This window comes from Bacteroides sp. AF39-11AC (genome assembly GCF_003474285.1).
Classification (GTDB): Bacteria; Bacteroidota; Bacteroidia; order Bacteroidales; family Bacteroidaceae; genus Bacteroides.
The window spans coordinates 594,291-615,913 of the sequence record NZ_QROH01000002.1 but is presented as its reverse complement, the minus strand read 5'-3'; the positions used below and the strand labels follow the sequence as shown (position 1 = coordinate 615,913).

Below are 21,623 nucleotides of genomic sequence, written 5' to 3'. Positions count from 1 at the left end.
AGGAAAAATCACATCAATAGATGTATTTTCCTACAAAATTCTTCACACGTTCGGTGTATTCCTCCGGGTGATCCTTATAGGACATGGCGTGTGTGGCACCGGGGGCAAGCCACAATTCTTTAGGTTCCGATTTTGCCTCATAGAGCGGGAAGACCATCCAGGTGGGTACGTATGTATCTGCATCGCCATGAATGAAGAACATCGGCAGTTTGCACTTCCTGACCTGATTCAGCGAAGAAGCTTCCTTGAAGTTCCAGCCGTATTTCGCGTTACACAGCCAGCTGGTGGTGTACATCAACGGGAAAGGAGGCAGCCCGAACTGCCCTTTCAACTCATAGGAGAATTCGTCCCATACGCTGGTATAACCGCAATCTTCCACAAAACATTTCACGAAAGGTTGTTGAGGCTCACCGGATACCATCATAGTGGTGGCGGCACCCATAGAGATGCCATGTACTACCATCTGGGTATTTCCGCCGTAAATATCGTTGGCAATGTCCATCCAGCGCAATACGTCCAGCCGGTCTTTCCAACCCATTTGAATGGCAGGGCCTCCGCTTAATCCCTGATTTTGCAGGTCGGGCAGCAGAATGTTATACTTTAAATCTTTGTTGTAAAGGTAACCTATCATCAGCATACGGATGCAATCGTCCGTATAACCATGCACGATGACGGCTGTTTTGTGAGTAGGTTCGGGAGCGGCTGCGTAAATGGCATGCAGTTGCACTCCTTCAGGGTTGATAATAAAGGTATCCCGTAAAGCACCGGCTGTTTGCAAACTATCTATCCAAGGCTTGATTTGCGGGTACTCGCTGAGCATATACTCGTAGGAGCCGGGAATATCTTTCCCTTTGTTGTGCTCCGGTCTCAGCGAGTAGCCGAGCATGTAGAAACTCGCACCTGTGAGGGCAATAATGATAACTGCTAACAGTCCGAGCAGACTGTACTTGATACCTTTCTTCATATTTCCTTCCTTTCACTCTATTTGTTCCATATTTCCCATGCGGCAAATGCTTGCAATAACAGCATTTCCAGCCCGTTTTTAGTGACGGCGCCGTGAGCCTCTCCCTTTTTCATGAAAAGGGTTTCATTGGGATTATATAACAAATCGTAGAGCAAATGGTTGGGAGTTAATTGATCATAAGGAATATCCGGACAGAAATCCACCTTAGGATACATGCCTACGGGCGTACAGTTTACGATGACTGTATATTCCTGCATGATCTCCGGTGTCAGTTCGTCATAAGTGAGATAAGACGATTCCTTTTTCGTACGCGATACGAATACGCTTTCGATGCCCAGATTGGCCAGTCCGCGATAGACGGCTTTGGACGCACCGCCTGTACCCAGAATCAGCGCCTTCTTGTGATGGGGTTGCAGTAAAGGCTCAATGGACTGTGTAAAACCTATAATATCCGAGTTGTAGCCGACAAGCTTTACTTTTCCCTTCGGCTGGCGGATGATTTTGATGACGTTCACTGCGCCGATCTTTGCGGTATCTTTGTCCAGTTCGTCAAGAAAGGGGATGACCTGTTCCTTGTACGGGATGGTCACATTAAGTCCGCAGAGGTTGGGATTTTCCTCTATGACTTCCATAAAGTCATTGATGTTGGGTATCTCAAAGTTCACATATTCGGCATCGATATTCTCCGATTTGAACTTTTCATTGAAATATCCGATGGAAAACGAATGTCTCAGCGGATAGCCTATTAAACCGTATTTCTGCATAATTCTCTTAGTGTGCTATGTCAATAATCATTTCATTTAGTCGCAGTATAAAGAGTGCATATACCGAACGTCAGTCTGCGGAAATTAACCTGACTGAAACCTGCTTTGCGAATAACTTCCTGCATCACTTCGCCTTGCGGGAAAGCACGGATGCTTTGGGGCAGGTAGGTGTAAGCACTATTGTCTTTTGACAGGCATTTGCCGAGCAGAGGGATGACTACTTTGGAGTAGATGGTGAAAAGTTGTTTCATCGGAAAACGGTCCGGCGTGGAGAGTTCCAGAATGATGAGATGCCCTCCGGTTTTCAGCACGCGGCACATTTCCGCCAACCCTTTGTCCAACCCTTCGAAGTTGCGGATGCCGAACGCTACGGTTACGGCATCGAACGTGTCATCGGCAAATGAGAGAGAGGTGCAGTCCTCCCGGGCAAAGGATATTTTGTCCGAGAGGTGCGCCTGTTTTACTTTATTACGTCCCACGTCCATCATTCCCTCTGAGATGTCGGTGCCTATCAGTTCATCGGGCTGCAACTCGCGGCAGGCAAGAATGGCAAAGTCACCTGTACCGGTGGCTACGTCCATGATGCGCTTCGGTTGGAAAGGCTTTAACCAATGGATCGCTTTCCGGCGCCAACTACGGTCGATGCCTAATGAAAGGGTATGGTTCAGCTTATCGTAAGCAGGAGCTATGTTGTCGAACATTTCTTCTACCTGTTCACTCTTCTTTCCGTCCTTACCGTAGGGTTTGATATGTTCCTGGGGATAATCCATGTTGATAGTGTTTAGTAGTTGGTGATAAGTGATTAATAAACCTGTTAATCACTTGTCACTAAACCGTTTATCACTTATTTAAGTATTCCGTTACGTTCTTTTCGATACGTGAAGCAATGTTGCTGGTATCTTCCTTCACGAATTGTTCTCCGGTGATATGCTCGTACAGTTCAATGTAACGCTCACTGATGGATGCTACGATTTCGTCTGTCATTTCCGGAACTTGTTGTCCTTCTTTGCCCTGGAAACCATTGTCCATCAACCATTCGCGAACGAATTCTTTAGAAAGTTGTTTCTGTGCTTCGCCTTTTTCAAAACGTTCCTGATAACCTTCGGAGTAGAAGTAGCGGCTGGAGTCCGGTGTGTGGATTTCGTCCATCAGGTAAATAGTACCGTTGTGCTTACCGAATTCATACTTTGTATCTACCAGAATCAGACCACGTTCTGCTGCGATCTCAGTTCCTCTGTTGAAGAGTGCCATGGTATATTTCTCCAATACGGCATATTCTTCGGGAGTAGCCAGACCTTTAGCAAGAATTTCTTCTTTTGAAATGTCTGCGTCGTGTTCACCGATTTCAGCTTTCGTAGTCGGGGTGATGATGGGTTCGGGGAACTTCTGGTTTTCCTTCATTCCTTCGGGCAACTTCACACCACAGATTTCGCGTACACCGCTCTTGTAAGTACGCCATGCGCTACCACAAAGATAACCGCGTACAATCATTTCGATGGGGAAACCTTCGCACATTACACCTACCGTTACCATCGGGTCGGGTGTAGCTGTCTTCCAGTTGGGACAGATATCAGTAGTGGCATCCAGAAATTTGGCTGCAATCTGATTCAGCATTTGTCCTTTGAAAGGAATGCCTTTCGGCAAAACAACGTCGAATGCGGAGATACGGTCGGTTGCTACCATAACCAGCTTTTCACCATTGATGTTATAAACATCGCGTACTTTTCCGTGGTACACACTTTTCTGTCCCGGAAAATTGAAATCAGTTTTTGTTAATGCTTTCATCATTGTTATATTTATGATTTGGATATCTATTATTGAGGTTACTTTCCGCTTTCGCTTCTTTGCGACTATCCCGTTCGGCTTTGGTTTCCTTATCAAATTTCTCGTAGGCATCTACAATGCGGGTTACCAATTGGTGACGCACAATATCTTTCTTGTTCAGTTCCACAAAGCTGATGCCTTTCACACCTTTCAAGATGCGGAGTGCCTGTACCAGTCCCGAAGTCTGGGAAGAGGGCAGGTCGATCTGTGTCATATCTCCCGTTACGATCATCTTGGTGTTCATACCCATACGGGTGAGGAACATCTTGATCTGCTGGGTAGTGGTGTTCTGCGCTTCATCCAGAATTACGACTGCATCATTCAACGTCCGTCCGCGCATAAAGGCGAGGGGAGCAATCTGAATGATGTTCAGTTCCATGTATTCTTTCAGTTTGGCAGCCGGAATCATATCCTGCAAGGCATCATACAATGGTTGCAGGTACGGGTCTATCTTATCCTTCATGTCACCGGGCAGGAATCCAAGCTTCTCACCGGCTTCCACGGCGGGGCGACTGAGGATGATTTTCTTGATCTCTTTATTTTTGAGGGCACGTACGGCAAGGGCAATGGCAGTATACGTCTTTCCCGAACCGGCAGGACCTATGGCAAATACCATGTCGTTCTTGGCGAAACCTTCCACCAGTTTAAGCTGATTTTCACTGCGGGGGATGATCGGTTTGCCTGTCACGCTGAATACGATGACGTTACCCGACTTTTCTGCTTGCGGTGCATTTCCTTTGATGATATCGATGATCACCTCTTCTTTCAATGAGTTGTATTCGGCGCAGTATTTTTCCAGCTTGGTAATGTTTTCTTCGAATGCGCACATCTCTTCTTCATCTCCCAATACTTTGATGACATTGCCGCGTGCAACAATGCGCAGTTTGGGGTACAAAGCTTTTATCAACTGCATATTGGCGTTATTCACACCGTAAAAGATAACCGGGTCGATATCCTCAAGAACAATCAGTTTTTCTATCATTGAATTGTTTATAAGTTCATGTCGTTTTATAGGTAAAACAGTTGCAAATTTAGTGAAACGTTTGGATACTTAGCTGGTTCCGGCTGTTTTTTTTGTTGCAGGCTTCACGATGACGCCTTTTCCATTCTTGGTGCAGTGAATACACTCTTTGCGGAGTGTCCTTTCTTTGAAATCGAAAATGAGATTGGGGTTGAAATGCTGCCCGTTGACGCGGGTTTCAAAATGAAGGTGTTCGGTGCTGGCTCGTCCGGTACGTCCGGTCAGTGCAATGGGTTGTCCGGCCTTTACGACGTCACCGCTCTGAACAAGATTCTTAAAATTATGACTGTATATCGTTTCCAATCCCGAAGAATGGCGCACAACGATTACGTTACCGTAAGCACTGTAAGGCTTCGACATACGTACAATGCCATCGAAAGCACTGCGTATCGTGTCTTTGGCGCAAGTCTTGATATCAATCCCCGAGTGGCGGCCGCCACCGCGTCCGTAAGGAGAAATCACTTTTCCTCCGGGAAGCGGAAAGCAATAGGCGGTATCAGGTATTTGTTCCAGATGCAATTCTAACAATTTATCGTTATCGAAAAGCCCCGGTGTAGTAACCCGGATATGATTGATTTCCATTTGCGAGAAGTTTGGTTTCTCTTCAGGCGGAGTATAAGCCAGTGCGAATGATAGTAACAGAAAGAATATGTTCATGATTAAAGGTCCTTCTCGTTATTCAAAATAGATAATTTCTCCTCCATTCGAGGAAGCGTATTTTTTCAGTAACTCCTGTATCATTTCGACAGCTTCCTGCAAACCTTCCTGTCCGCTGTAACCATTGACGATGGCAAGGATATGCTGGGTACCTAAATCCATTTTAGTACGTTCATTGTCGCTGGTGGGAGTACCGATACCGCCTACGGCATCGCGATAGACGGGAAGTCCTTCGATGTTCAGCACGCCCCGTCCGATACCTTCGAATGGTTCTTCGGCGCGTCCAACTCCCAGTTTGAGGTCAGTGCCCTGTATCTTGTCCGCATCGAAACCACCGATGGAATAACCGGTGCGCAGAGACACCAGATTAATCAGGTCAACCAGTGTGTCTATCTGGTAAAGGGCAATTCCGCGCATCAGGCGGCGGCGCAAGGCTTCGGCAGAAGGACGGTAACGGCTGGGGTCTTTACCGCAACGTTTATAAGCTTCGCGGGTAGCTGCAATGGCGGGTTGCAGTTTGATGTCCTCCGGCTGGGTAGTGGAAGTCAGTTCCCGGGTGAAAGCGTTGATCTCTTCCCAAAGCCCTTCACAAAAGGCTGTATTGGTAACTTCTGCATAAACGGCTGCACCTTTGAAGATGGGGCAGGCATTCTTTATTTCTTCTGATACGGTGATCTGGTACATAAACTGAAACTGCTATTTAAACTTTTCATGTAAAACAAAAACAAAATAATCACTCCGCAACTGATGGCAGCATCCGCCAAATTGAATATCGGACTGAAGAATACAAAATTGTCTCCTCCAATAAATGGCATCCAGTTTGGCCAGTTAAACTCAAAAAGAGGAAAGTAGAACATATCGACCACTTTCCCATGCAGCCAACCGGTATATCCTTCCCCTATAGGTACGAAAGTAGAGAGCTCGGCGGGTGTACTCTTACTGAAAATAACGCCATAGAATATGCTGTCGATGATATTCCCGATAGCTCCTGCCAATATCAATGAAACGCATGCAATGTAACCGCGCTTATATTTAGCTTTAATAAGTATGGCGATATACCATACAATCGCGATGGAAAATATTGTACGGGCAATAGTCTGAATGGCTTTAGGCACTATCTGCATACCGAAAGCCATGCCGGGATTTTCTATAAAGCGAAGATAAAACCAATCCGTGATATGTATGCTTTCGCCATAGTACATATTTGTTTTTACTTCAATCTTTATGATTTGGTCAAGAATCAAAATTCCCAATACAATGAGAATCGATAGCTGCCCCTTGGACAAAATATTCTTCATATTAAAAAAGTTATGGTTTTGTGTCTACTATCATAATTCCCGATAGTATACGTCCAGATTTAATGCCAAGCCGTCTTGCCGAGAAAAATTCTTCATGCCTTATATAGGTACAAATACCAGATGTTTCTATTTGCTCGCCGGGTACGCCGAAGTCGAGCAACTGCATCCGGTTAGCAGCCCACAGGTCGATGTGATGCTTATGTGTTTCCGGCTTCCATTCTGATATATAATCCATTGCAAAACCGTTCATGCGGAAAGCTTCGTACACTTCTTCGCCTACTTCAAAAGAAGGCAAGGATATGCCGGGGCCGATACAAGCGATAACATCTTTTCCATCGGTTCCATAGAGTGCCCGCATCCTGTCGAGAGTATGTCCGGCTATGTAATTCACCGTTCCCCGCCAACCCGCATGGGCGGCGGCTACCACTTGGTTCTTGCGGTCATACAACAGGATAGGAATACAGTCTGCCGTAGAAATGCAAATGCAGCAACCCGGTTCCTTGGTGATTAGTGCATCCACCCCTTGCAGCATGGCCGTACGCTCGCCAGATGTGGCATTGAGATACTTTTCATCAATCACTTTCACCTTTGTACCATGTGTCTGGAACGGAATGACTAATTCTTTAGGGTGTTGAGGCATGGAGTTGCAGAGTAGTTCCTGATTGCGACGGACAGATTCCACATCATCCCCCGTGTAAGGTGTACAGTTGAAAGAGGCATAATCTCCTTTGCTGAAACCTTCCCGGCGGGTAGTTGCGAAACAAAAAATGTTGGAGTACGGTGTCAAAACCCCGTACCCCAACATTCGTTTATCTTCTGTCAGAGCAATCATTGCTTGTCATCCTCCCAGTCTTCCTCCTCATATTCAAAGTCTTCCAAGTCTTCCACATCCTCGTCGTCTTCCACATATTCATAGCTGAGGTCCTCATCCTCACCCATTTCTTGCAGTTCTTGCTGGAGTTTGCTTACATCCTTCGGACGGTGGACTATAGCTTCTATTTTGTTGCTATCCTTATTCAATTCTTCCCAAAGAATATCTTTCAGTACGGAAAGCCCCATACCGGTAATGGAAGAAATGAATACATGCGGAACGTTTGCAGGGAGTGTAGGCTCTATTTCGTCCATCAATTCCTGATCGAGCATATCGCTCTTGGTGATGGCAAGTACCCGTTGCTTGTCCAGCATTTCAGGATTGAAAGTGCTCAGTTCATTCAACAGGATTTCATATTCTTTCCGGATATCGTCGCTATCGGCAGGCACCATGAAGAGCAACAGAGAGTTACGCTCGATGTGTCGCAGAAAGCGCAATCCCAAACCTTTACCGGCACTGGCTCCTTCAATGATGCCGGGAATGTCCGCCATGACAAACGACTTGCTGTCACGGTAAGAAACAATACCCAGGTTGGGTTCCAATGTGGTGAAGGGATAGTTGGCTATCTTGGGCTTGGCGGCAGATACGGAAGCAAGCAAGGTCGATTTTCCGGCATTCGGGAAGCCTACCAGCCCTACATCTGCCAAGAGCTTCAGCTCCATGATTACTGTCATTTCCTGCATCGGCTCGCCCGGTTGTGCAAAGCGGGGTGCCTGACGAGTAGCTGTCTTGAAGTGCCAGTTACCCAGTCCGCCGCGTCCACCTTTCAGCAGAACTACTTCTTGCCCATGCTCGGTGACGTCACAGATATATTCACCTGTTTCGGCATTGTATACCACTGTGCCACAGGGAACTTCAATAATCTTGTCTTCTCCGTCCTTACCAAAACTGCGGTTCTTGGAACCGGATTCTCCATGTCCGGCCAGTGCATGGCGGTCGTAGCGCAAATGTAATAGCGTCCAGTAGTTACGGTTGCCGCGCAGGATGATGTGACCTCCTCGTCCTCCGTCACCTCCGTCGGGGCCGCCATTGGGTATGTATTTCTCACGCCTCATGTGCGTAGAGCCTCGTCCGCCCTTTCCGGAGCGGCAATATATCTTTACGTAGTCAACAAAGTTCGATTCAGCCATTTCTTTCCTTACAATTGATTTTAAAATACTTATTTTCTTTTTCGATGCAAAAGTAACGATTCTCTAGGACTACCTCAAACTTTTTTATTCCTTTTTGCTTGCTAACTCTAGTTTCGTCTAAACTCTGCCAGGCTGAAAGCTTTTGGTTATATGATAGGGGAGGTTGAATGTAAGTCCGATTTTGCGGACAGAACGTTTTTAGTGGAATTAGGTAAATGGTAATGTTTTGATATAAAATCTCTTTTCTTATAATGTTTTTATATTGCTGTATATTAGGTGGTTGCAAACTCTTAATTTCTTGTTTGCAAGAAGTTAAGAGTTTGTCGACAGGAAGTTAACTTCTTGTAGACAAACTCTTGATTCTTTGTGGAAGAATCAACTATCTCACTGCATGCGTGTTTCATTTTCCATACATCTCAGGCTATATAAAAGAACAACAAAGCGCGGTAATACCATGAAAATGATAATACCGCGCTTCTAAATTATGATTGTGTTACTTTACTTTGCAGCATCAATTGCAGCGCAAACATCAGCAAAGATTTCTTCCAGTGCACCTTGTCCTTTGATGTGCTGGTATTGTCCTTCTTGTTTGTACCAGTCAATCAGCGGAGAAGTCTGTGAATGGTAAACAAGAAGACGTTTCTTGATAGTCTCTTCGTTATCATCGGCACGACCGGAATCCTTACCGCGTTTGATGAGGCGGGTCATCAGTTCGTCTTCAGGTACATCCAGGTCGAGCATAACGCTTACTTCCTGATTTCTTTCAGCAAGCATTTTCTTCAGAGCTTCTGCCTGTGCAATCGTACGGGGGAAACCGTCGAAGATTACACCTTTGCTGTCTTCGAAGCTGTCGAATACACTTGCAAGGATATCAATCATCAGTTCGTCAGGGATCAACTGACCTTGATCGATATAACTTTTAGCTGTTTTGCCCAGTTCTGTGCCGTTCTTGATTTCTGCACGCAACACGTCACCGGTTGAGATGTGGTTAATACCGTACTTTTCTACGATTTTCTCACTTTGTGTTCCCTTTCCTGAACCGGGAGCACCGAAAATTACAATGTTCAACATTTGTGATTTACAATTTAACTGTTACTTATATTATACCTAATTCAAATTCCTTTTTAATCCACTACTGTATAAATATCCGCATAATTGCGCCCGAAACCGTCATAATCCAATCCGTAACCTACGATGAAGTCATTGGGGATTTCCATGGCTACGTATTCGATATTCAAATCTACTTTCAACTTATCGGGTTTCACCAGCAACGAAGCGATGTGAATTTCTTTCGGGTTACGTGTGCCCAGCGTGTCCAACAGACGTTGCATAGTCAGGCCAGTATCTACAATATCTTCCACAATCACTACCGTGCGGTCTGTCAGATCTTCGGTAATACCGATCACTTCTTTGATAACTCCGGTAGAGGACACCCCCTGGTAAGAAGCCAGTTTCACAAAAGAAATCTCGCAGGGAATAGTAATGTTTTTCATCAGGTCAGCAGTAAACATAAACGAACCGTTAAGGACGCTGAGAAATAGAGGGTTTTTACCAGCCAGATCGCGGTTGATTTCATTTGCAACGCGGGTTACTTCTTTCAGAATGTCCTGTTCCTTGATAGAAACAGTGAACTTTTTGTCTTTTATTTGTATGGTGTCCATAAGGGATAGATTTTTAAAATTGGCACAAAAATACGATTTTTATTCCACTCCATGCATCATCTTCTGTAATTTCTTTGAGAGCAGGAAGAGGATAAGAGAGGCTACGCCGGACATGATAACGAATACCATAAAGAAGTCGAACATGGTTTCGATGCGGAATCCAAGCAGGGTTTTCACTTTCCCGTCTTCGGGATAAAGACCGCCTAAAGTTCCTGCAAATTTATTGGCAGTAGAGGTGGAAAGATACCAGATTCCCATCATGAGAGAGGCAAAACGGACAGGAGTGAGTTTGTTTACCATGGATAAGCCGATAGGAGAGAGGGCTATTTCTCCCATAGTGTGGATGAAATAAAGTCCGGTTAGCCAGATAAGGCTGACTTTTACACCGGGTTGTACATCTTTCACACCGAAGCAAATGACTAAATACCCCAGTGAGAGCAGTAACAAACCAATAGCTTGTTTGGTGGGGGAAGCCGGCTCCATGCCTCGTTTGTTCAGCGCACCCCATACACTGGGCATAATGGCTGCCAGTATAACTACGAAGAACGGATTGAAAGATTGTATCCAGGAGGCAGGCATTTCCCAACCGAGGATTGTACGGTCGGTTTGCTCGGCAGCGAAAAGGGTGAGTGAAGCACCTGCTTGTTCGTAGGCTGCCCAGAAGAATATAACGAAGAAAGCGATAATGTAAATAACGAAGATACGGTCACGCTCTATTTTTGTCAGAGAGCCATCCAGCAGAATGCTGACGGGGAAGATGATACAGGCCGTGAATATCCCTATACTGACCCAATCGTTGCCGAAACACCAGTAGAAGAATAAGGCAAGGGCAATGGTCAGTGCTCCGAGAAGCAAATTGTTGCGCATCTTCTTATCTTTGTCTATGGCTGTTTGCTGAACTGTTTTATGTTCTTTCGGTTGCTCCCGTTTGGCGTCCGGAATAATGCCGAGCGGTTTTCCGTCAGGACCGATCAGATACTTGCTTTTTTGCGTTTCAAACAGAATTACCGTGAATACTGTAACGATTGCTGCAATCAGGAATCCCCATTTGAAATCATTAGGATCACCCGTCTCACCGAAGTAACCGCAAACCAGTGGGGCGAAGAAAGAACCCACATTTACACCCATATAAAATATAGTATAAGCAGAGTCCAGGCGTCTGTCTCCCGGTTCATAAAGTTGTCCGACCAATGACGAAACTGTAGGCTTAAAGCATCCGTTTCCTAAAATCAAGAAGGTGAGTCCCCCATACATCAACCAGTGGGAAAGCTCTTTAGTATCTAGCATCGACGCACTGAAGAACATCAGGAACTGGCCTACCGCCATCATCATGGCACCCCAGAAAACGGAACGCCGGATGCCCCAGTATTTATCAGCAATATATCCGCCGATGAGCGGAGTGAGATAAACCAGTCCGGTATAACTGCCATAAATAGAGGCGGCATGTTCCTTATCGAACAAGAGTGCCTGGGTTAGAAACAGGATGAAGATAGCACGCATACCGTAGTAGCTGAAACGTTCTGCCGTGCTGGTAGCAAAGACGAGGTAAAGACCTTTCGGGTGTTTGGATGTACTCATTATAGTATAGATATTTTCTTTATGGGAGGCAAAGTTATAGAATCTGATTAAAAAAACATTACTACATTAAAATAAATTGTCTCTCTTTTGCGCTATAAGTGAAAAAAAATCTATTTTTGCGTACGAAGAGGATGAGAAAAAGATTTAGCAGGAAAGAGGTGCAGTCGCCTCGTAAGCTCAGGAGCTTTCTTAGAAATGTAAATACTCTGGTATAAATACCACGATTTACATTAGTAAATACTCATCCTCTTCCTTTTTTGGCTATGTAAGATGAACGGAATTCTAATAGCGGTACTGATTGTCACCGGCTTGTTGATTTACAAAATTATCTCTTCGAGTCGTGAACAGGAAGGATACAAAAGGTGGAAAGCCGGAAACCGCAGCAATACAGAAGATGCTACTGATACGGAAACTACCCGTAAGGGATGGTTCAGCCGGTGGTTTGGCGCTTCTGCTTCGACCGTTATTCCGTGGTTTGATGCAGAGGCGGTGGCGAAGTGTGCCAATCTGTTGGGAGTGGAAGAAGCGGTTCTAAAGGAGATACTGAAAGATATTCCCGGACATTACCGGGAATTCTGGATTGGCAAAAGAAAGGGAGGCTACCGTATGATTTCAGCACCGGACAAAGAGCTGAAAACCATTCAGAATGCTATTAATCAGCGCGTTTTATCATTTGTGAATCTGCATCCCGCCGCTACCGGTTTCCGGTGCAAGATGTCCATTTCCGATAATGTCCGGCCACACTTGGGCAAGCCCTATGTGCTGAAAACTGATATCCATGATTTCTTTGGTTCTATACGCAGTCCGCGGGTACGGAAAATGTTCGAGAGTATGGGATATCCGCCGAAGATTGCAAGAGTGCTTGCGGCTTTATGCTGTGTACGCAGATGTTTGCCTCAGGGAGCATCTACCAGTCCGGCGCTGAGTAATATCATCTCTTATGAGATGGATAAAAAACTGGCGGCACTGGCTACTGAATACAATCTGGTTTATACCCGCTACGCGGATGATCTCACCTTTTCAGGAGATGTCTTTCCGGCACAACAGATATTGCCTTTGATTAAACAGATCATTCGGGAGGAAAAGTTTGAAATCAATCATAAGAAAACCCGTTTCCTGAGTGGGCATAAGAGAAAGATTATCACAGGCGTTTCCATCAGTTCCGGTGTGAAACTGACCATTCCTAAAGCAAAGAAAAGGGAGATACGCAAGAATGTCCATTTCATTCTGACGAAAGGGCTTGCGGAGCATCAACGCCGGATAGGTTCTCATGATCCTGCTTACCTGAAGCGTCTGATTGGAACTCTTTGCTACTGGCGGTCCATAGAACCGGATAATGCTTATGTTTCCGATTCTATTGCTGCTTTGAAAGGTTTGGAGAAAGGATCTTAATTGTTGCGTTTCTGCCGGATTGTTTCTATGTCATAATATCCTTCCTCATTCTTTACGATCTTGCATCGCCCATCTTTTACCCATTTGTTCCAATCGTTGAATAGTCCGACGATATATTGGAACAAATCTTCTGCTATATTGATTTCCGCGCCCGATTTCAGATTCAAAACTAATTGGTTATTCTCGACTGAAAGGAATTTTTTAGCTCTATCTATTGCTATCACATAAACCGTTTGATTGTATGCCCGGTCTTCCATCAATCCTGTGTGGTAATTGTAAGGGCCGATTGCATCATCGGACATCGGACGTTTAGTCTTAAGGAAGGTAGAGTCGGTAATGGATTCGCGTACCTTGCGGGCTTCTTCCCATGCTTTCTTGTGTTCTGAAGCAATCTCTTCGTTTCTAATGTCCTCTTGAACTTGTCTGTACAGCGTTTTAAACTCTGCTTCTTTACCTGAAATAGCAAAATAGCCATTTGGAATCCGAGCATTAACCCGAGGATTGCATACTACCTTATTGTTACATACAAAACCGATATGTTTACCTATAGACCGTTCGGTTGCATCTGCCCATACTTCAATCGACTGTTCGTTTACTCTTCCTACAATTTGGTATATCATTTCGCCTGTCCGTTCATTCAAGGAAGAGTCGAGGCTTATGGAGGCAAAATCTTTGGTCGTTACGATTGGCTCTGCCGAAAGGCTGTCTTGTTTACCGCTCGTGATGTAATACCACCCATTGGGGCGATTCGTATCAATGGCTTTTTCACGAAGGTTCATAGAACCGTTGCCGTTTCCTCCCAATGAGCTTAAAGCCATAAGTGCTATTAATAAACTGAATGCTTTCATAACTTTGTGATCTAGAATAGTTTATATTCACAAAGATATGCATAATTGTCTGGAAAAGCAAATGTGAGTTATACTAAATAATTTTACTATCTTCTTTTCAACTATTCCAATAATTCAAAAGTACAAGTGGCCCTACAATGATACACGCTAATAAGGCACATATTATTAATGGCATTACTAATAAAAAGCGGATGACATATCCAAGATTTGTGTTTATATCTATTTTAACTGGCTTCTTCATATTCCTTATTTATTAGTGTATGGTTCTTTAGTTGGTTAGTATTCATTTTATAGCTATTTCAAAACAAATTCACTCTTCAATCATCCTCTTCCTTAAAGAAATTATATTTCTTCATTAGTATAGAGAGTTCGGGGTCAAGATTCGCACGGAATTTCATTTGCGCGTTCATATCTACCGCAGCGGACAATAGTTGTATCGCCTGTTTTTCATTTCCTAAGCGTGCCTGAAGAACGGCTTGCATATACTTGATGTCCGCAGATTGTGGCAATTTCTCAAATATTCGCAATGCAGCTTTGTCATACCCCAGCGACATATAGGCAATGCCCGTATTCATATCCTCGTACGGACGCAGAATTTCCAATGCTTGTGCATACTTGCGCTTCTCCAGGTACTCTACTCCCTGTGCATACGTCATGTCAGGCTCATTGGTATAAACGGTATCCTGTTTCATACCCCTACGAGAGAGGGTGAAGCGGAAGTCTACTGCACGCACTGCCGGATAGAGCTTGTCGAGCATATAGGCATACTCTTCTTTATACTGGCTTTTAATCAACCATTCACGTCGGTCGGGCTCCGGTTCCCGGTCTATTATCTGCAAGATGGCACCTCTATTACCTTTAAAGTGCTTGTCATCCATTATCAGGTGCCTGAGCTTGTTCCATCCCTCAGGAATAGTACGTATCTTTATTAGTTCGGGCAGATTTGGGATTTCGTCTTTTACCTCCTGATGGTTGATGTTCCCCACTTCGTTCATTTCGACAGTAGTACTGACAGCCAGTGAATCGTAAAGCTGTTTAAAATCTTGTACCAGAACGTTACGAATTGATTCCGCACGCTTTTGTGCTATTTCTCCATTGATCTTCCAATTACCTTCAGGAGAGGACGTTGCCAGGAGTGTCAGACTGTCTATGATGTACACCGGGTCGGTCATTAGCGCCAGGGTAAGGTCATGTACCTGTTTTATTCCCTTTCGGTTTATATCAATGCTTTCATCCAGACGAAAGCTGCTTTTAGGAAAATAAAAATTCACATTTGTATTTGCTTCCGCATCACGGATGACGATTTTACGTACGAAGCGGGGAGTCTTGTCAATGAACTTCGTCATTGAACTCACCAGATAAGTGAGCGTATCCGATTTCGGTAGCGGATACTTGTTGCCGTTACTATTCAGCACATTGCCTACCACAAAGACCTTCATGCGTGCCGAGTTTTCGTCTGCAAGTACCTTCTGCGAATAGAGAAAGTGCACCTGTCCGGTAGCATAAATCACTGTATCGAGCTGCGCTTCAGGATTGAACGGAAAACGGACAATGTCACGGAACTTTTCGTCTTTCATCGCTTTACGTGCCTTATTACGTGCAATCTTCTGAGTTTTATAGAACGTTTTTATCAGGCGGGTCGAATCGAGCGAATTGATATGTGCCAGCCGTTCTTCATAGCTTGCTTGCCGGACGGCATGCCGCTGGGTGAGCATTAAGCTGTCACGCTCGGTCACCTGTCGGTTGAACATTTCAAAACGCTGCCGCAGAGGGGTCGGACGGCGTTTCTTCGCATCCTGTATCGCCCAGCGTTCCTCCAACTTGCGTTTATACCATTTCAAACGTTCAAGATAGCGTTCGAAAGAGTGATAATTGATGTAAGTCCGGTAAAAATTGATTGAATCCGGGATAATCTTTTCCAGGAAACGATCATAACGCCGGTAATCATACTCTTGCAATTTGCGGAACCCGTGTCCTGTGAATCGTAATTCTTTCAATGAATCGGACACATCTCCCCGCATCAGTACCGGACGAACATTCACCATCCAGTTTTCCTGCTGCATGCTCTTGGGCACCGTTACTACAAATTCAATGTTAATCAGTCCGTTTCGTTCCGCAGTGTTGCGAATGGAACTGGCAGACACCACTACTTCATCCAGTGCCATGGTGGTCAGATTCTCCTTGTTGATACTGTCCCATTCTGCGGATATACCTACAGAGATGCTGTCCCTTTTGTTACTGACGGGTACAAAGTTCAGGGACGGAGCTGTAGTGGCGGAATCGTTTTGGGCCATCTCCACAGGTTTTGTCTGTCGAACGGCAGGCAATGCCAGTGTCACTCTCGGTTGCTCTTTGTACAGCCTGCCGAATGGTGTACACGCAGTGATAATCATTATCAATAACAGAAAATAGAAACTTTTACTACTCTTCATACACCCATAGGTTGGCTAAAGGATTGACCTCAGAATAAATAAACAAGATTTAATGCCAGTTTAGGTGTCGGAAGGTAATAGGTTCCTGATTTCACCTTTTCACCGCAATGTTTGCAACGGTATTTCGTGTAAGGAGTTACAAGCAGCCCTAACCCTGCTTCAATTTCCATATTCCAGCGTTTGCTCAACAGCCAGGAACGTCCGTACGTCATTCCCACGCCATAGCCCCATCCCTGGTAACGGTATTCTCCATCCAGCAATTTGTCCCAGGCCACGTTAAAGCGTGCCCCCATGGCATACATGCTGATGAAGCTGCCGGCATAGGTTTGCCAGAACCAGTAGCGTGCACCGGGTTCTATTAGAAAATGCTTTATCTTCCTTGTGTCGCTGAAGTTCCACGGGTTATAAGAAAAACCCAGGTTCAGTGTCCAATGAGTACTCAAAAGCATGCTCCCTTCCGCATTGAAGGTGGTGGTAGCCAATTTTAATGTATTGGTCTGCGCTGAATAGAACTGTGCTTGCAGACGGGTAGTAAGACTGCCCGCAAGCAGCAGGAAAAAGGACAGTAAGCAATATAGTACGATTTGTCTCATTGATGTTTCAATATAAGGAGTTTATATTAATCGACTGTTAGCTGTTCGCGCCACATGTCATATTCTTTCCAGTAACAGTAAACGGCGGGCGGAGGGCTTACCTGTATGCACGTGTCTGAAACCAGTGTATCATAGCAATCGAAGAGATTTAACAGATACGAATCGGGAACACATACACAAGGTATGGATTCGGCAGAGACTTTACTCTTTGCCTCGACGGTCTCCAACTTCGGATATATCATACTCAGGTAATGGGCGGAATGGCCGAAGCACCACCACTTCTCTTCTATATAGAAAAGGTAGATATGATACAGATTTTCACATTCCTTATCGATTGCTAATTCTGGAATTTCCATATAACGTTTTATTATTGGTTAATAATCACTCACACATCTCACCATACCATTCGCTGTAGTTTTAGCTTGGGTATCACAGTAAGGCACACCTGGTGTAAACTTAAAAAACCAAGCATCTGTTGCACCCTTTTCAGTGGAAGTCCAGTATATTTTCGTCTTGTCGGGTTCTTCCATTGGGTTGTCCTTATATATCGCCCCGATGGCTTCACGAAACATCCACATCAGTTGTAGCTCGCGTTGAGTGGGAACACGCCATTTGCGCCCTGCACCCGGTGCGCCGGTAGTGCCATACCAACGGCACCCTGTATTTGCAGTGGTGGTAAAATCCGAATTCTGATTCTGCCCGCCATCATTTACTCCCTGCATTGTCATCCAATTTTTATTATTGTCTCCTATATCTTCGGTTGCCACGATAAAGCGAAACGGTATTCTATCATTGACGCTCAAATTTCCACCGTTTCCTTTGGAAACCTGATGCCGGATGGTAGTGCTGTCCCTCATCATCTTCACTCCGGGACTCCATTGGGCGGCTCCTGCCAATCCATCCGCATAAATAACGGCATACGATTTTCCACCGATAGTCTCTTTCTGAATATACTGCCCGAAAATTCCCGTAGGAAAGCCGAAGCAGAATAAAACGATCCATAGAATGGAATAAGTTTTGAAACTCATCATCTTTATTGCTTATTAGGTTGCATTTCGTTTACTAATTGTCGCTGCCCGCATGAGTGGCTTTGTCAGGGTCCTGGGAAGCTCTGACAGCATGCGTATTGCCAACAGCATCGGAGTACACTTTCCCTTCATTCGAAACCACAAAGGCTTTATCAGCATTCGGATCGGCGGTAGACGACCAGTAGCTTTCCGCCAACTGTTCTTGCGTACTCGAAGAAGAAATCCAAGTTCCTATCAGCTCGCTGACAGAAGGGAGATACCACAGAATATCCTCTGCAGGTATTCCCTGATCATATCCGTTCGTTCCCCGATAGCAGGTGTAAGCAGCTGCATAGTCTTCCCAAGGGGTGCCGGACGCTTGCAATAGTGCGGTATTCTTACGTCCGTCCGTCAACGAAGTGGCTCCCAATTTGGCGAATGCTACTCCTGCATACCATTTCAGGTTCTTCTCTCCCTGATTTGTAGAACCGGATGAGCTTCCCGCTGGATAGTATCCATCCGAAAAATGTAGCTCTATCTTGTTCGGGTATTGCCATTTAACGGCGTTCGCGTCAGTTACTGACGGTAAGGCAGTACCATTTGCATTGTATGCCGTAAGTTCTCCCGAGAAATAGCCCGGTATCAACCGGATGACATTGGTATCATCCGGACTGTTTCCTTTCAGGGTAATATTGTAAGTCAGGTCGTAATTGGCGGACACACTGTAATCGGTCGTGAAGTTCTTTCCCAAAAACAACTGATAGATAGAGAAATCTTTTACAATATTCAAATCATTGCCACCTGGAATCGTCTTATTCTCCAACCCGATAATCTGGAGGTAAGTGCCGCCCGACGGCGCATTATCGCGACGGGTTTTCTGTGTAGAGGTCGGCACCACTTGCTGGAGATTGATCGGGATATACAAAGGGGCCGTTTCAATCACAGGATTTGCAGCGGTTATTGTTGTGAGTGATTTAGTCCAGAAAAGACCGGTTTTGTCCATCGAACTCTCTGAAGGAAAAATAGCTTTTCTTCCAATTACATTATAGTAACTCTGCGTGGGTATATTCATCAAGGTCACATTCCATGTATGTTCCACATCTATAAAATGGGGATAGGTTGTTTTTATATTGAATTTCACTCTTGCCACCGTACGCTTTAAAGAGATATATAACTGTTTGCCACTACTGATTTCGGTAGCAGTCTGACCACACATAACGATTCCGGTTTTCTCTCCTCCGCCATTTGGCAAAGTTACCTTGTTTCTCGGGAACATGTCGTCATCGGTCACCAATGTCATACAGAGATTCTGTAGATCCGCATAGGTGGAATTGCCTACTATCATAGTCTCAAACTCACTCTCATTGACGTTGGCTAAAATCACAACCATGTTTTTTTGTCCCTCCAGTGTAGGCTTAATCTCCACCTCATCTGTCTTGATAGAACCATCCGGAGAAGTGAAAAATTTCTTTTCTACCAGTTTTCCATCCGATTTTGTTCCATCAAACTGAAAGCCCATATATGAATAAACGGCATTATCTTCAGTAATAGCTGCAGTCGGAGACGAGGCTACCCTTGTGGCGGCAGGTGTCGCCACGAGTTCTACATCCATATCCGGCGAGGACATCGAAAGGACGTGAGGTATTTCTTCCATACGTGTTTTCCCATCAGACGAAGTATTATAATCGTCTATGCCCAAGGTCAGCCTGACGGTAACCGGCTCTGTGGATAAAGGCATCCGGGAATCGGATAACAGATTGTCCTCCGTACAGCCTCCCAAGACTAAGCAAGCGACACATATCGAAACCATTGTTTTTTTTATCATGATAATATCATTCATTTGTATATTGTTATCATATCATTACTTATGAAGCATCACGGACACAGCGCACAGAACCCGTCGTTTTCTTATCGTACGGAGATAGTACCAACTTAGTATTTGCAATACCATTTTCATAATCAAAAGACATGCCCCATGCTTCGTTTTCACCTACTTCCGTACCGGTCCAGTATGGTTTATTTCGATTCTCATCACTTCCAAAGTTCAAATTTGCAAATGTACCCCCATTAGCTGATACCAGTACCAATACCGCCCGCAACTCTGTGGCTCTCGGAAGTCTCCAGTCATGAAAACCACCCCCGTTATATTTTCTGCAAAGTTCTTTCGCAACCAACTCTCCGTTTTCATTTTCCCACGGAACAGGCATAACGGAGACATCATTTTTGGTTATCTGAATTACCGGATAAGCTTTTTCTTCTGTATAGACGTTTATATCATCCGTAATCTTTAGACCGTCCGTGGGCAGTTTTGAGAGGTCTGGTGCTTTAACAGGCACATAAGCTCCGTTACCGCCATAGGCCACAGTAGTAAGGTAGTTTTTGAACAGATGCTCACCGGCGGTTAAATAGGCAGGTCGTGGAGGATATTTAGTAGGATTTAGATTGCCCGGCACAAGGGCTGTCGGCCAATAATTATTAGTATTTTGAAATTCTATCCGCATATAGCTTCCGGAGCCGGGAGGCGTTATGTCATCTCCAAAACCACCATTAATTACCTCTGAACTCCAGTTCTGAATACTTAGCCCCAGAGCGGAGTTATTATAGACCAGGTTATACGTATTTTTATATCCCTGTCTGAAACCAAATGACTTAGCATCGTCACTTTGGTTAAGATAGGCCTTATCCAGAAGAAACAATTCATTAATTCCATTGACATTCAATACGAGGACTATTTCGCCATCACCAACTTTGGCATCCATGAACGAGGGAACCAGAAACTCGTAAGTGAGAGTCTCCGTAGTAGATAATTCGACTGGAGGGTCTACTGTTACTCCTATCGGACCGACGGTAGCCCCATCCTTTGCCAACCCTGTTTCCGGGTCAATAGCTCCTTGGTTTTTGATCCAGCTCCCCCCAAGGTTATCCAAAGCGACACTGTTCAGACTGAACTTCTCTCCTTTATCCACGTATTTCGTGATGTTAAGAACGATCCATGTATAGGCATGCCGGAAGCGTAAAGGAATAGTTGCCACCGGCTTGTCGGATGGAGTAAACGGATAGATGGTGTCGATATTGTAGAGTAAATCCGTCTGTTGAAGGTTGGTTTTATCAGAAAAATCAAACGGGATGCCATCCGTATAGACATTCTTAGTACCGGTCGAGACACGAGGATAGTAGGCAACTACTTTTAATGCTTTACCTTCCAGCCCCACGGGAGTGACGCTTGACTGATTGGCATTGTCAATGAAAGACCAATTCCACGGTGTAGAGGAGCCGGGGCGTTCCATAGTCGCTGTCATGTCTGATGATCCTTGGAAAATCTCATTCCCATTCTCACTTTTAGTGATGGACATGCCAAAAGAATAGGAATTTGCGGTAAAATCTGTTGTGGGTACAATTATCCTCGATTGAGTGTCCTCTGTCTTTTCTATGGACGCGTTGAAGTTCAGAGGAACTTCCTTTGCCGGAGTATCCGGCTCCATCCCGTCGTAGGCATAGTTGTCACAGGCTCCTGCCAATACTAAAGAACAGGCTGCCAGGATGATTGTCCGGGGTAAGGTATGTTTCTTGTTTGTATCCATAT

At 44.9% G+C, this 21,623-nt stretch carries 21 protein-coding genes; 1 reads left to right on the top strand and 20 read right to left on the bottom strand.

From position 1 onward, the window contains the following. Positions 1 to 13: 13 nt before the first annotated feature. The 13 genes from DW036_RS05180 to DW036_RS05115 form a co-directional block, all read right to left on the bottom strand. Positions 14 to 964, bottom strand: a complete 951-nt coding sequence (locus DW036_RS05180) for an alpha/beta hydrolase (RefSeq protein ID WP_118461839.1) — start codon at positions 962 to 964, stop codon at positions 14 to 16. A gap of 17 nt (positions 965 to 981) precedes the next feature. After that, entirely contained in the window at positions 982 to 1,728 is a 747-nt protein-coding gene (locus tag DW036_RS05175) for a shikimate dehydrogenase (protein ID WP_118461837.1), read from the bottom strand. A gap of 32 nt (positions 1,729 to 1,760) precedes the next feature. After that, a complete protein-coding gene (gene ubiE / locus DW036_RS05170) occupies positions 1,761 to 2,498 on the bottom strand; it encodes a bifunctional demethylmenaquinone methyltransferase/2-methoxy-6-polyprenyl-1,4-benzoquinol methylase UbiE (protein ID WP_118461835.1) in 738 nt (245 codons plus the stop codon). A 70-nt stretch (positions 2,499 to 2,568) separates the two neighbouring features. Next, the gene (locus DW036_RS05165) at positions 2,569 to 3,513 is read right to left on the bottom strand and encodes a phosphoribosylaminoimidazolesuccinocarboxamide synthase (protein ID WP_061436422.1); all 945 of its coding nucleotides are present in this window, start codon (positions 3,511 to 3,513) and stop codon (positions 2,569 to 2,571) included. Then, positions 3,491 to 4,534 (bottom strand): PhoH family protein, encoded by a 1,044-nt coding sequence (locus DW036_RS05160; RefSeq protein WP_233560306.1) that lies wholly within the window; start codon positions 4,532 to 4,534, stop codon positions 3,491 to 3,493. Before DW036_RS05160 ends, DW036_RS05165 begins: the two co-directional genes overlap by 23 nt. A gap of 69 nt (positions 4,535 to 4,603) precedes the next feature. Continuing rightward, on the bottom strand, positions 4,604 to 5,230 hold the full coding sequence (locus tag DW036_RS05155) for a M23 family metallopeptidase (RefSeq protein WP_118461833.1): 627 nt from the start codon (positions 5,228 to 5,230) through the stop codon (positions 4,604 to 4,606). An 18-nt stretch (positions 5,231 to 5,248) separates the two neighbouring features. Beyond that, positions 5,249 to 5,914, bottom strand: a complete 666-nt coding sequence (locus tag DW036_RS05150; RefSeq protein WP_118461831.1) for a B3/4 domain-containing protein — start codon at positions 5,912 to 5,914, stop codon at positions 5,249 to 5,251. Continuing rightward, complete coding sequence (locus tag DW036_RS05145) at positions 5,884 to 6,528, bottom strand: lipoprotein signal peptidase (RefSeq protein WP_118461829.1); 645 nt, start codon at positions 6,526 to 6,528, stop codon at positions 5,884 to 5,886. The genes DW036_RS05150 and DW036_RS05145 overlap by 31 nt, the downstream gene beginning before the upstream one ends. 10 nt (positions 6,529 to 6,538) lie before the next feature. Further along, on the bottom strand, positions 6,539 to 7,360 hold the full coding sequence (gene pgeF / locus DW036_RS05140; RefSeq protein WP_118461828.1) for a peptidoglycan editing factor PgeF: 822 nt from the start codon (positions 7,358 to 7,360) through the stop codon (positions 6,539 to 6,541). Continuing rightward, positions 7,357 to 8,529, bottom strand: a complete 1,173-nt coding sequence (obgE, locus tag DW036_RS05135; protein ID WP_118461826.1) for a GTPase ObgE — start codon at positions 8,527 to 8,529, stop codon at positions 7,357 to 7,359. The genes pgeF and obgE overlap by 4 nt, the downstream gene beginning before the upstream one ends. Positions 8,530 to 9,027: 498 nt before the next feature. Further along, positions 9,028 to 9,600 (bottom strand): adenylate kinase, encoded by a 573-nt coding sequence (locus DW036_RS05125; RefSeq protein WP_118461822.1) that lies wholly within the window; start codon positions 9,598 to 9,600, stop codon positions 9,028 to 9,030. A gap of 53 nt (positions 9,601 to 9,653) precedes the next feature. After that, on the bottom strand, positions 9,654 to 10,190 hold the full coding sequence (hpt, locus tag DW036_RS05120; RefSeq protein WP_022209252.1) for a hypoxanthine phosphoribosyltransferase: 537 nt from the start codon (positions 10,188 to 10,190) through the stop codon (positions 9,654 to 9,656). A 39-nt stretch (positions 10,191 to 10,229) separates the two neighbouring features. Continuing rightward, positions 10,230 to 11,768, bottom strand: a complete 1,539-nt coding sequence (locus tag DW036_RS05115; protein WP_118461820.1) for a peptide MFS transporter — start codon at positions 11,766 to 11,768, stop codon at positions 10,230 to 10,232. A 270-nt stretch (positions 11,769 to 12,038) separates the two neighbouring features. Here DW036_RS05115 and DW036_RS05110 point away from each other — a divergent pair, with 270 nt between their 5' ends. Continuing rightward, the gene (locus tag DW036_RS05110; RefSeq protein WP_118461818.1) at positions 12,039 to 13,160 is read left to right on the top strand and encodes a retron St85 family RNA-directed DNA polymerase; all 1,122 of its coding nucleotides are present in this window, start codon (positions 12,039 to 12,041) and stop codon (positions 13,158 to 13,160) included. On the opposite strand, the gene DW036_RS05105 is transcribed toward DW036_RS05110, so the two are convergent. From DW036_RS05105 to DW036_RS05075, 7 genes are all read right to left on the bottom strand, one after another. Continuing rightward, the gene (locus tag DW036_RS05105; protein ID WP_118461816.1) at positions 13,157 to 14,008 is read right to left on the bottom strand and encodes a hypothetical protein; all 852 of its coding nucleotides are present in this window, start codon (positions 14,006 to 14,008) and stop codon (positions 13,157 to 13,159) included. The two genes, DW036_RS05110 and DW036_RS05105, sit on opposite strands and share 4 nt — an antisense overlap. A gap of 317 nt (positions 14,009 to 14,325) precedes the next feature. Next, on the bottom strand, positions 14,326 to 16,440 hold the full coding sequence (locus DW036_RS05100) for a tetratricopeptide repeat protein (RefSeq protein WP_118461814.1): 2,115 nt from the start codon (positions 16,438 to 16,440) through the stop codon (positions 14,326 to 14,328). Positions 16,441 to 16,469: 29 nt separating this feature from the next. Further along, positions 16,470 to 17,033 (bottom strand): DUF3575 domain-containing protein, encoded by a 564-nt coding sequence (locus DW036_RS05095; RefSeq protein WP_118461812.1) that lies wholly within the window; start codon positions 17,031 to 17,033, stop codon positions 16,470 to 16,472. Positions 17,034 to 17,059: 26 nt separating this feature from the next. After that, the gene (locus DW036_RS05090; protein ID WP_118461810.1) at positions 17,060 to 17,389 is read right to left on the bottom strand and encodes a hypothetical protein; all 330 of its coding nucleotides are present in this window, start codon (positions 17,387 to 17,389) and stop codon (positions 17,060 to 17,062) included. Between the two features lie 18 nt (positions 17,390 to 17,407). Then, a complete protein-coding gene (locus DW036_RS05085) occupies positions 17,408 to 18,064 on the bottom strand; it encodes a DUF1566 domain-containing protein (RefSeq protein WP_118461808.1) in 657 nt (218 codons plus the stop codon). A gap of 31 nt (positions 18,065 to 18,095) precedes the next feature. Continuing rightward, positions 18,096 to 19,865 (bottom strand): DUF4906 domain-containing protein, encoded by a 1,770-nt coding sequence (locus tag DW036_RS05080; protein WP_233560304.1) that lies wholly within the window; start codon positions 19,863 to 19,865, stop codon positions 18,096 to 18,098. A gap of 40 nt (positions 19,866 to 19,905) precedes the next feature. Next, on the bottom strand, positions 19,906 to 21,621 hold the full coding sequence (locus tag DW036_RS05075; RefSeq protein ID WP_118462049.1) for a fimbrillin family protein: 1,716 nt from the start codon (positions 21,619 to 21,621) through the stop codon (positions 19,906 to 19,908). Positions 21,622 to 21,623 lie beyond the last annotated feature (2 nt).

Excerpts from the sequence above, each read along its gene's own strand:
- DW036_RS05175 (WP_118461837.1), bottom strand. The coding sequence starts at position 1,728 with ATGCAGAAATACGGTTTAATAGGCTATCCGCTGAGACATTCGTTTTCC.
- DW036_RS05125 (WP_118461822.1), bottom strand. The coding sequence starts at position 9,600 with ATGTTGAACATTGTAATTTTCGGTGCTCCCGGTTCAGGAAAGGGAACA.
- DW036_RS05085 (WP_118461808.1), bottom strand. The coding sequence starts at position 18,064 with ATGATGAGTTTCAAAACTTATTCCATTCTATGGATCGTTTTATTCTGC.
- DW036_RS05165 (WP_061436422.1), bottom strand. The coding sequence starts at position 3,513 with ATGAAAGCATTAACAAAAACTGATTTCAATTTTCCGGGACAGAAAAGT.
- DW036_RS05080 (WP_233560304.1), bottom strand. The coding sequence starts at position 19,865 with ATGATAAAAAAAACAATGGTTTCGATATGTGTCGCTTGCTTAGTCTTG.
- DW036_RS05110 (WP_118461818.1), top strand. The coding sequence starts at position 12,039 with ATGAACGGAATTCTAATAGCGGTACTGATTGTCACCGGCTTGTTGATT.
- DW036_RS05150 (WP_118461831.1), bottom strand. The coding sequence starts at position 5,914 with ATGTACCAGATCACCGTATCAGAAGAAATAAAGAATGCCTGCCCCATC.
- DW036_RS05145 (WP_118461829.1), bottom strand. The coding sequence starts at position 6,528 with ATGAAGAATATTTTGTCCAAGGGGCAGCTATCGATTCTCATTGTATTG.
- DW036_RS05075 (WP_118462049.1), bottom strand. The coding sequence starts at position 21,621 with ATGGATACAAACAAGAAACATACCTTACCCCGGACAATCATCCTGGCA.
- DW036_RS05105 (WP_118461816.1), bottom strand. The coding sequence starts at position 14,008 with ATGAAAGCATTCAGTTTATTAATAGCACTTATGGCTTTAAGCTCATTG.
- pgeF (WP_118461828.1), bottom strand. The coding sequence starts at position 7,360 with ATGATTGCTCTGACAGAAGATAAACGAATGTTGGGGTACGGGGTTTTG.
- DW036_RS05180 (WP_118461839.1), bottom strand. The coding sequence starts at position 964 with ATGAAGAAAGGTATCAAGTACAGTCTGCTCGGACTGTTAGCAGTTATC.
- DW036_RS05160 (WP_233560306.1), bottom strand. The coding sequence starts at position 4,534 with ATGATAGAAAAACTGATTGTTCTTGAGGATATCGACCCGGTTATCTTT.
- hpt (WP_022209252.1), bottom strand. The coding sequence starts at position 10,190 with ATGGACACCATACAAATAAAAGACAAAAAGTTCACTGTTTCTATCAAG.
- DW036_RS05155 (WP_118461833.1), bottom strand. The coding sequence starts at position 5,230 with ATGAACATATTCTTTCTGTTACTATCATTCGCACTGGCTTATACTCCG.
- DW036_RS05095 (WP_118461812.1), bottom strand. The coding sequence starts at position 17,033 with ATGAGACAAATCGTACTATATTGCTTACTGTCCTTTTTCCTGCTGCTT.
- DW036_RS05090 (WP_118461810.1), bottom strand. The coding sequence starts at position 17,389 with ATGGAAATTCCAGAATTAGCAATCGATAAGGAATGTGAAAATCTGTAT.
- DW036_RS05115 (WP_118461820.1), bottom strand. The coding sequence starts at position 11,768 with ATGAGTACATCCAAACACCCGAAAGGTCTTTACCTCGTCTTTGCTACC.
- obgE (WP_118461826.1), bottom strand. The coding sequence starts at position 8,529 with ATGGCTGAATCGAACTTTGTTGACTACGTAAAGATATATTGCCGCTCC.
- DW036_RS05100 (WP_118461814.1), bottom strand. The coding sequence starts at position 16,440 with ATGAAGAGTAGTAAAAGTTTCTATTTTCTGTTATTGATAATGATTATC.
- ubiE (WP_118461835.1), bottom strand. The coding sequence starts at position 2,498 with ATGGATTATCCCCAGGAACATATCAAACCCTACGGTAAGGACGGAAAG.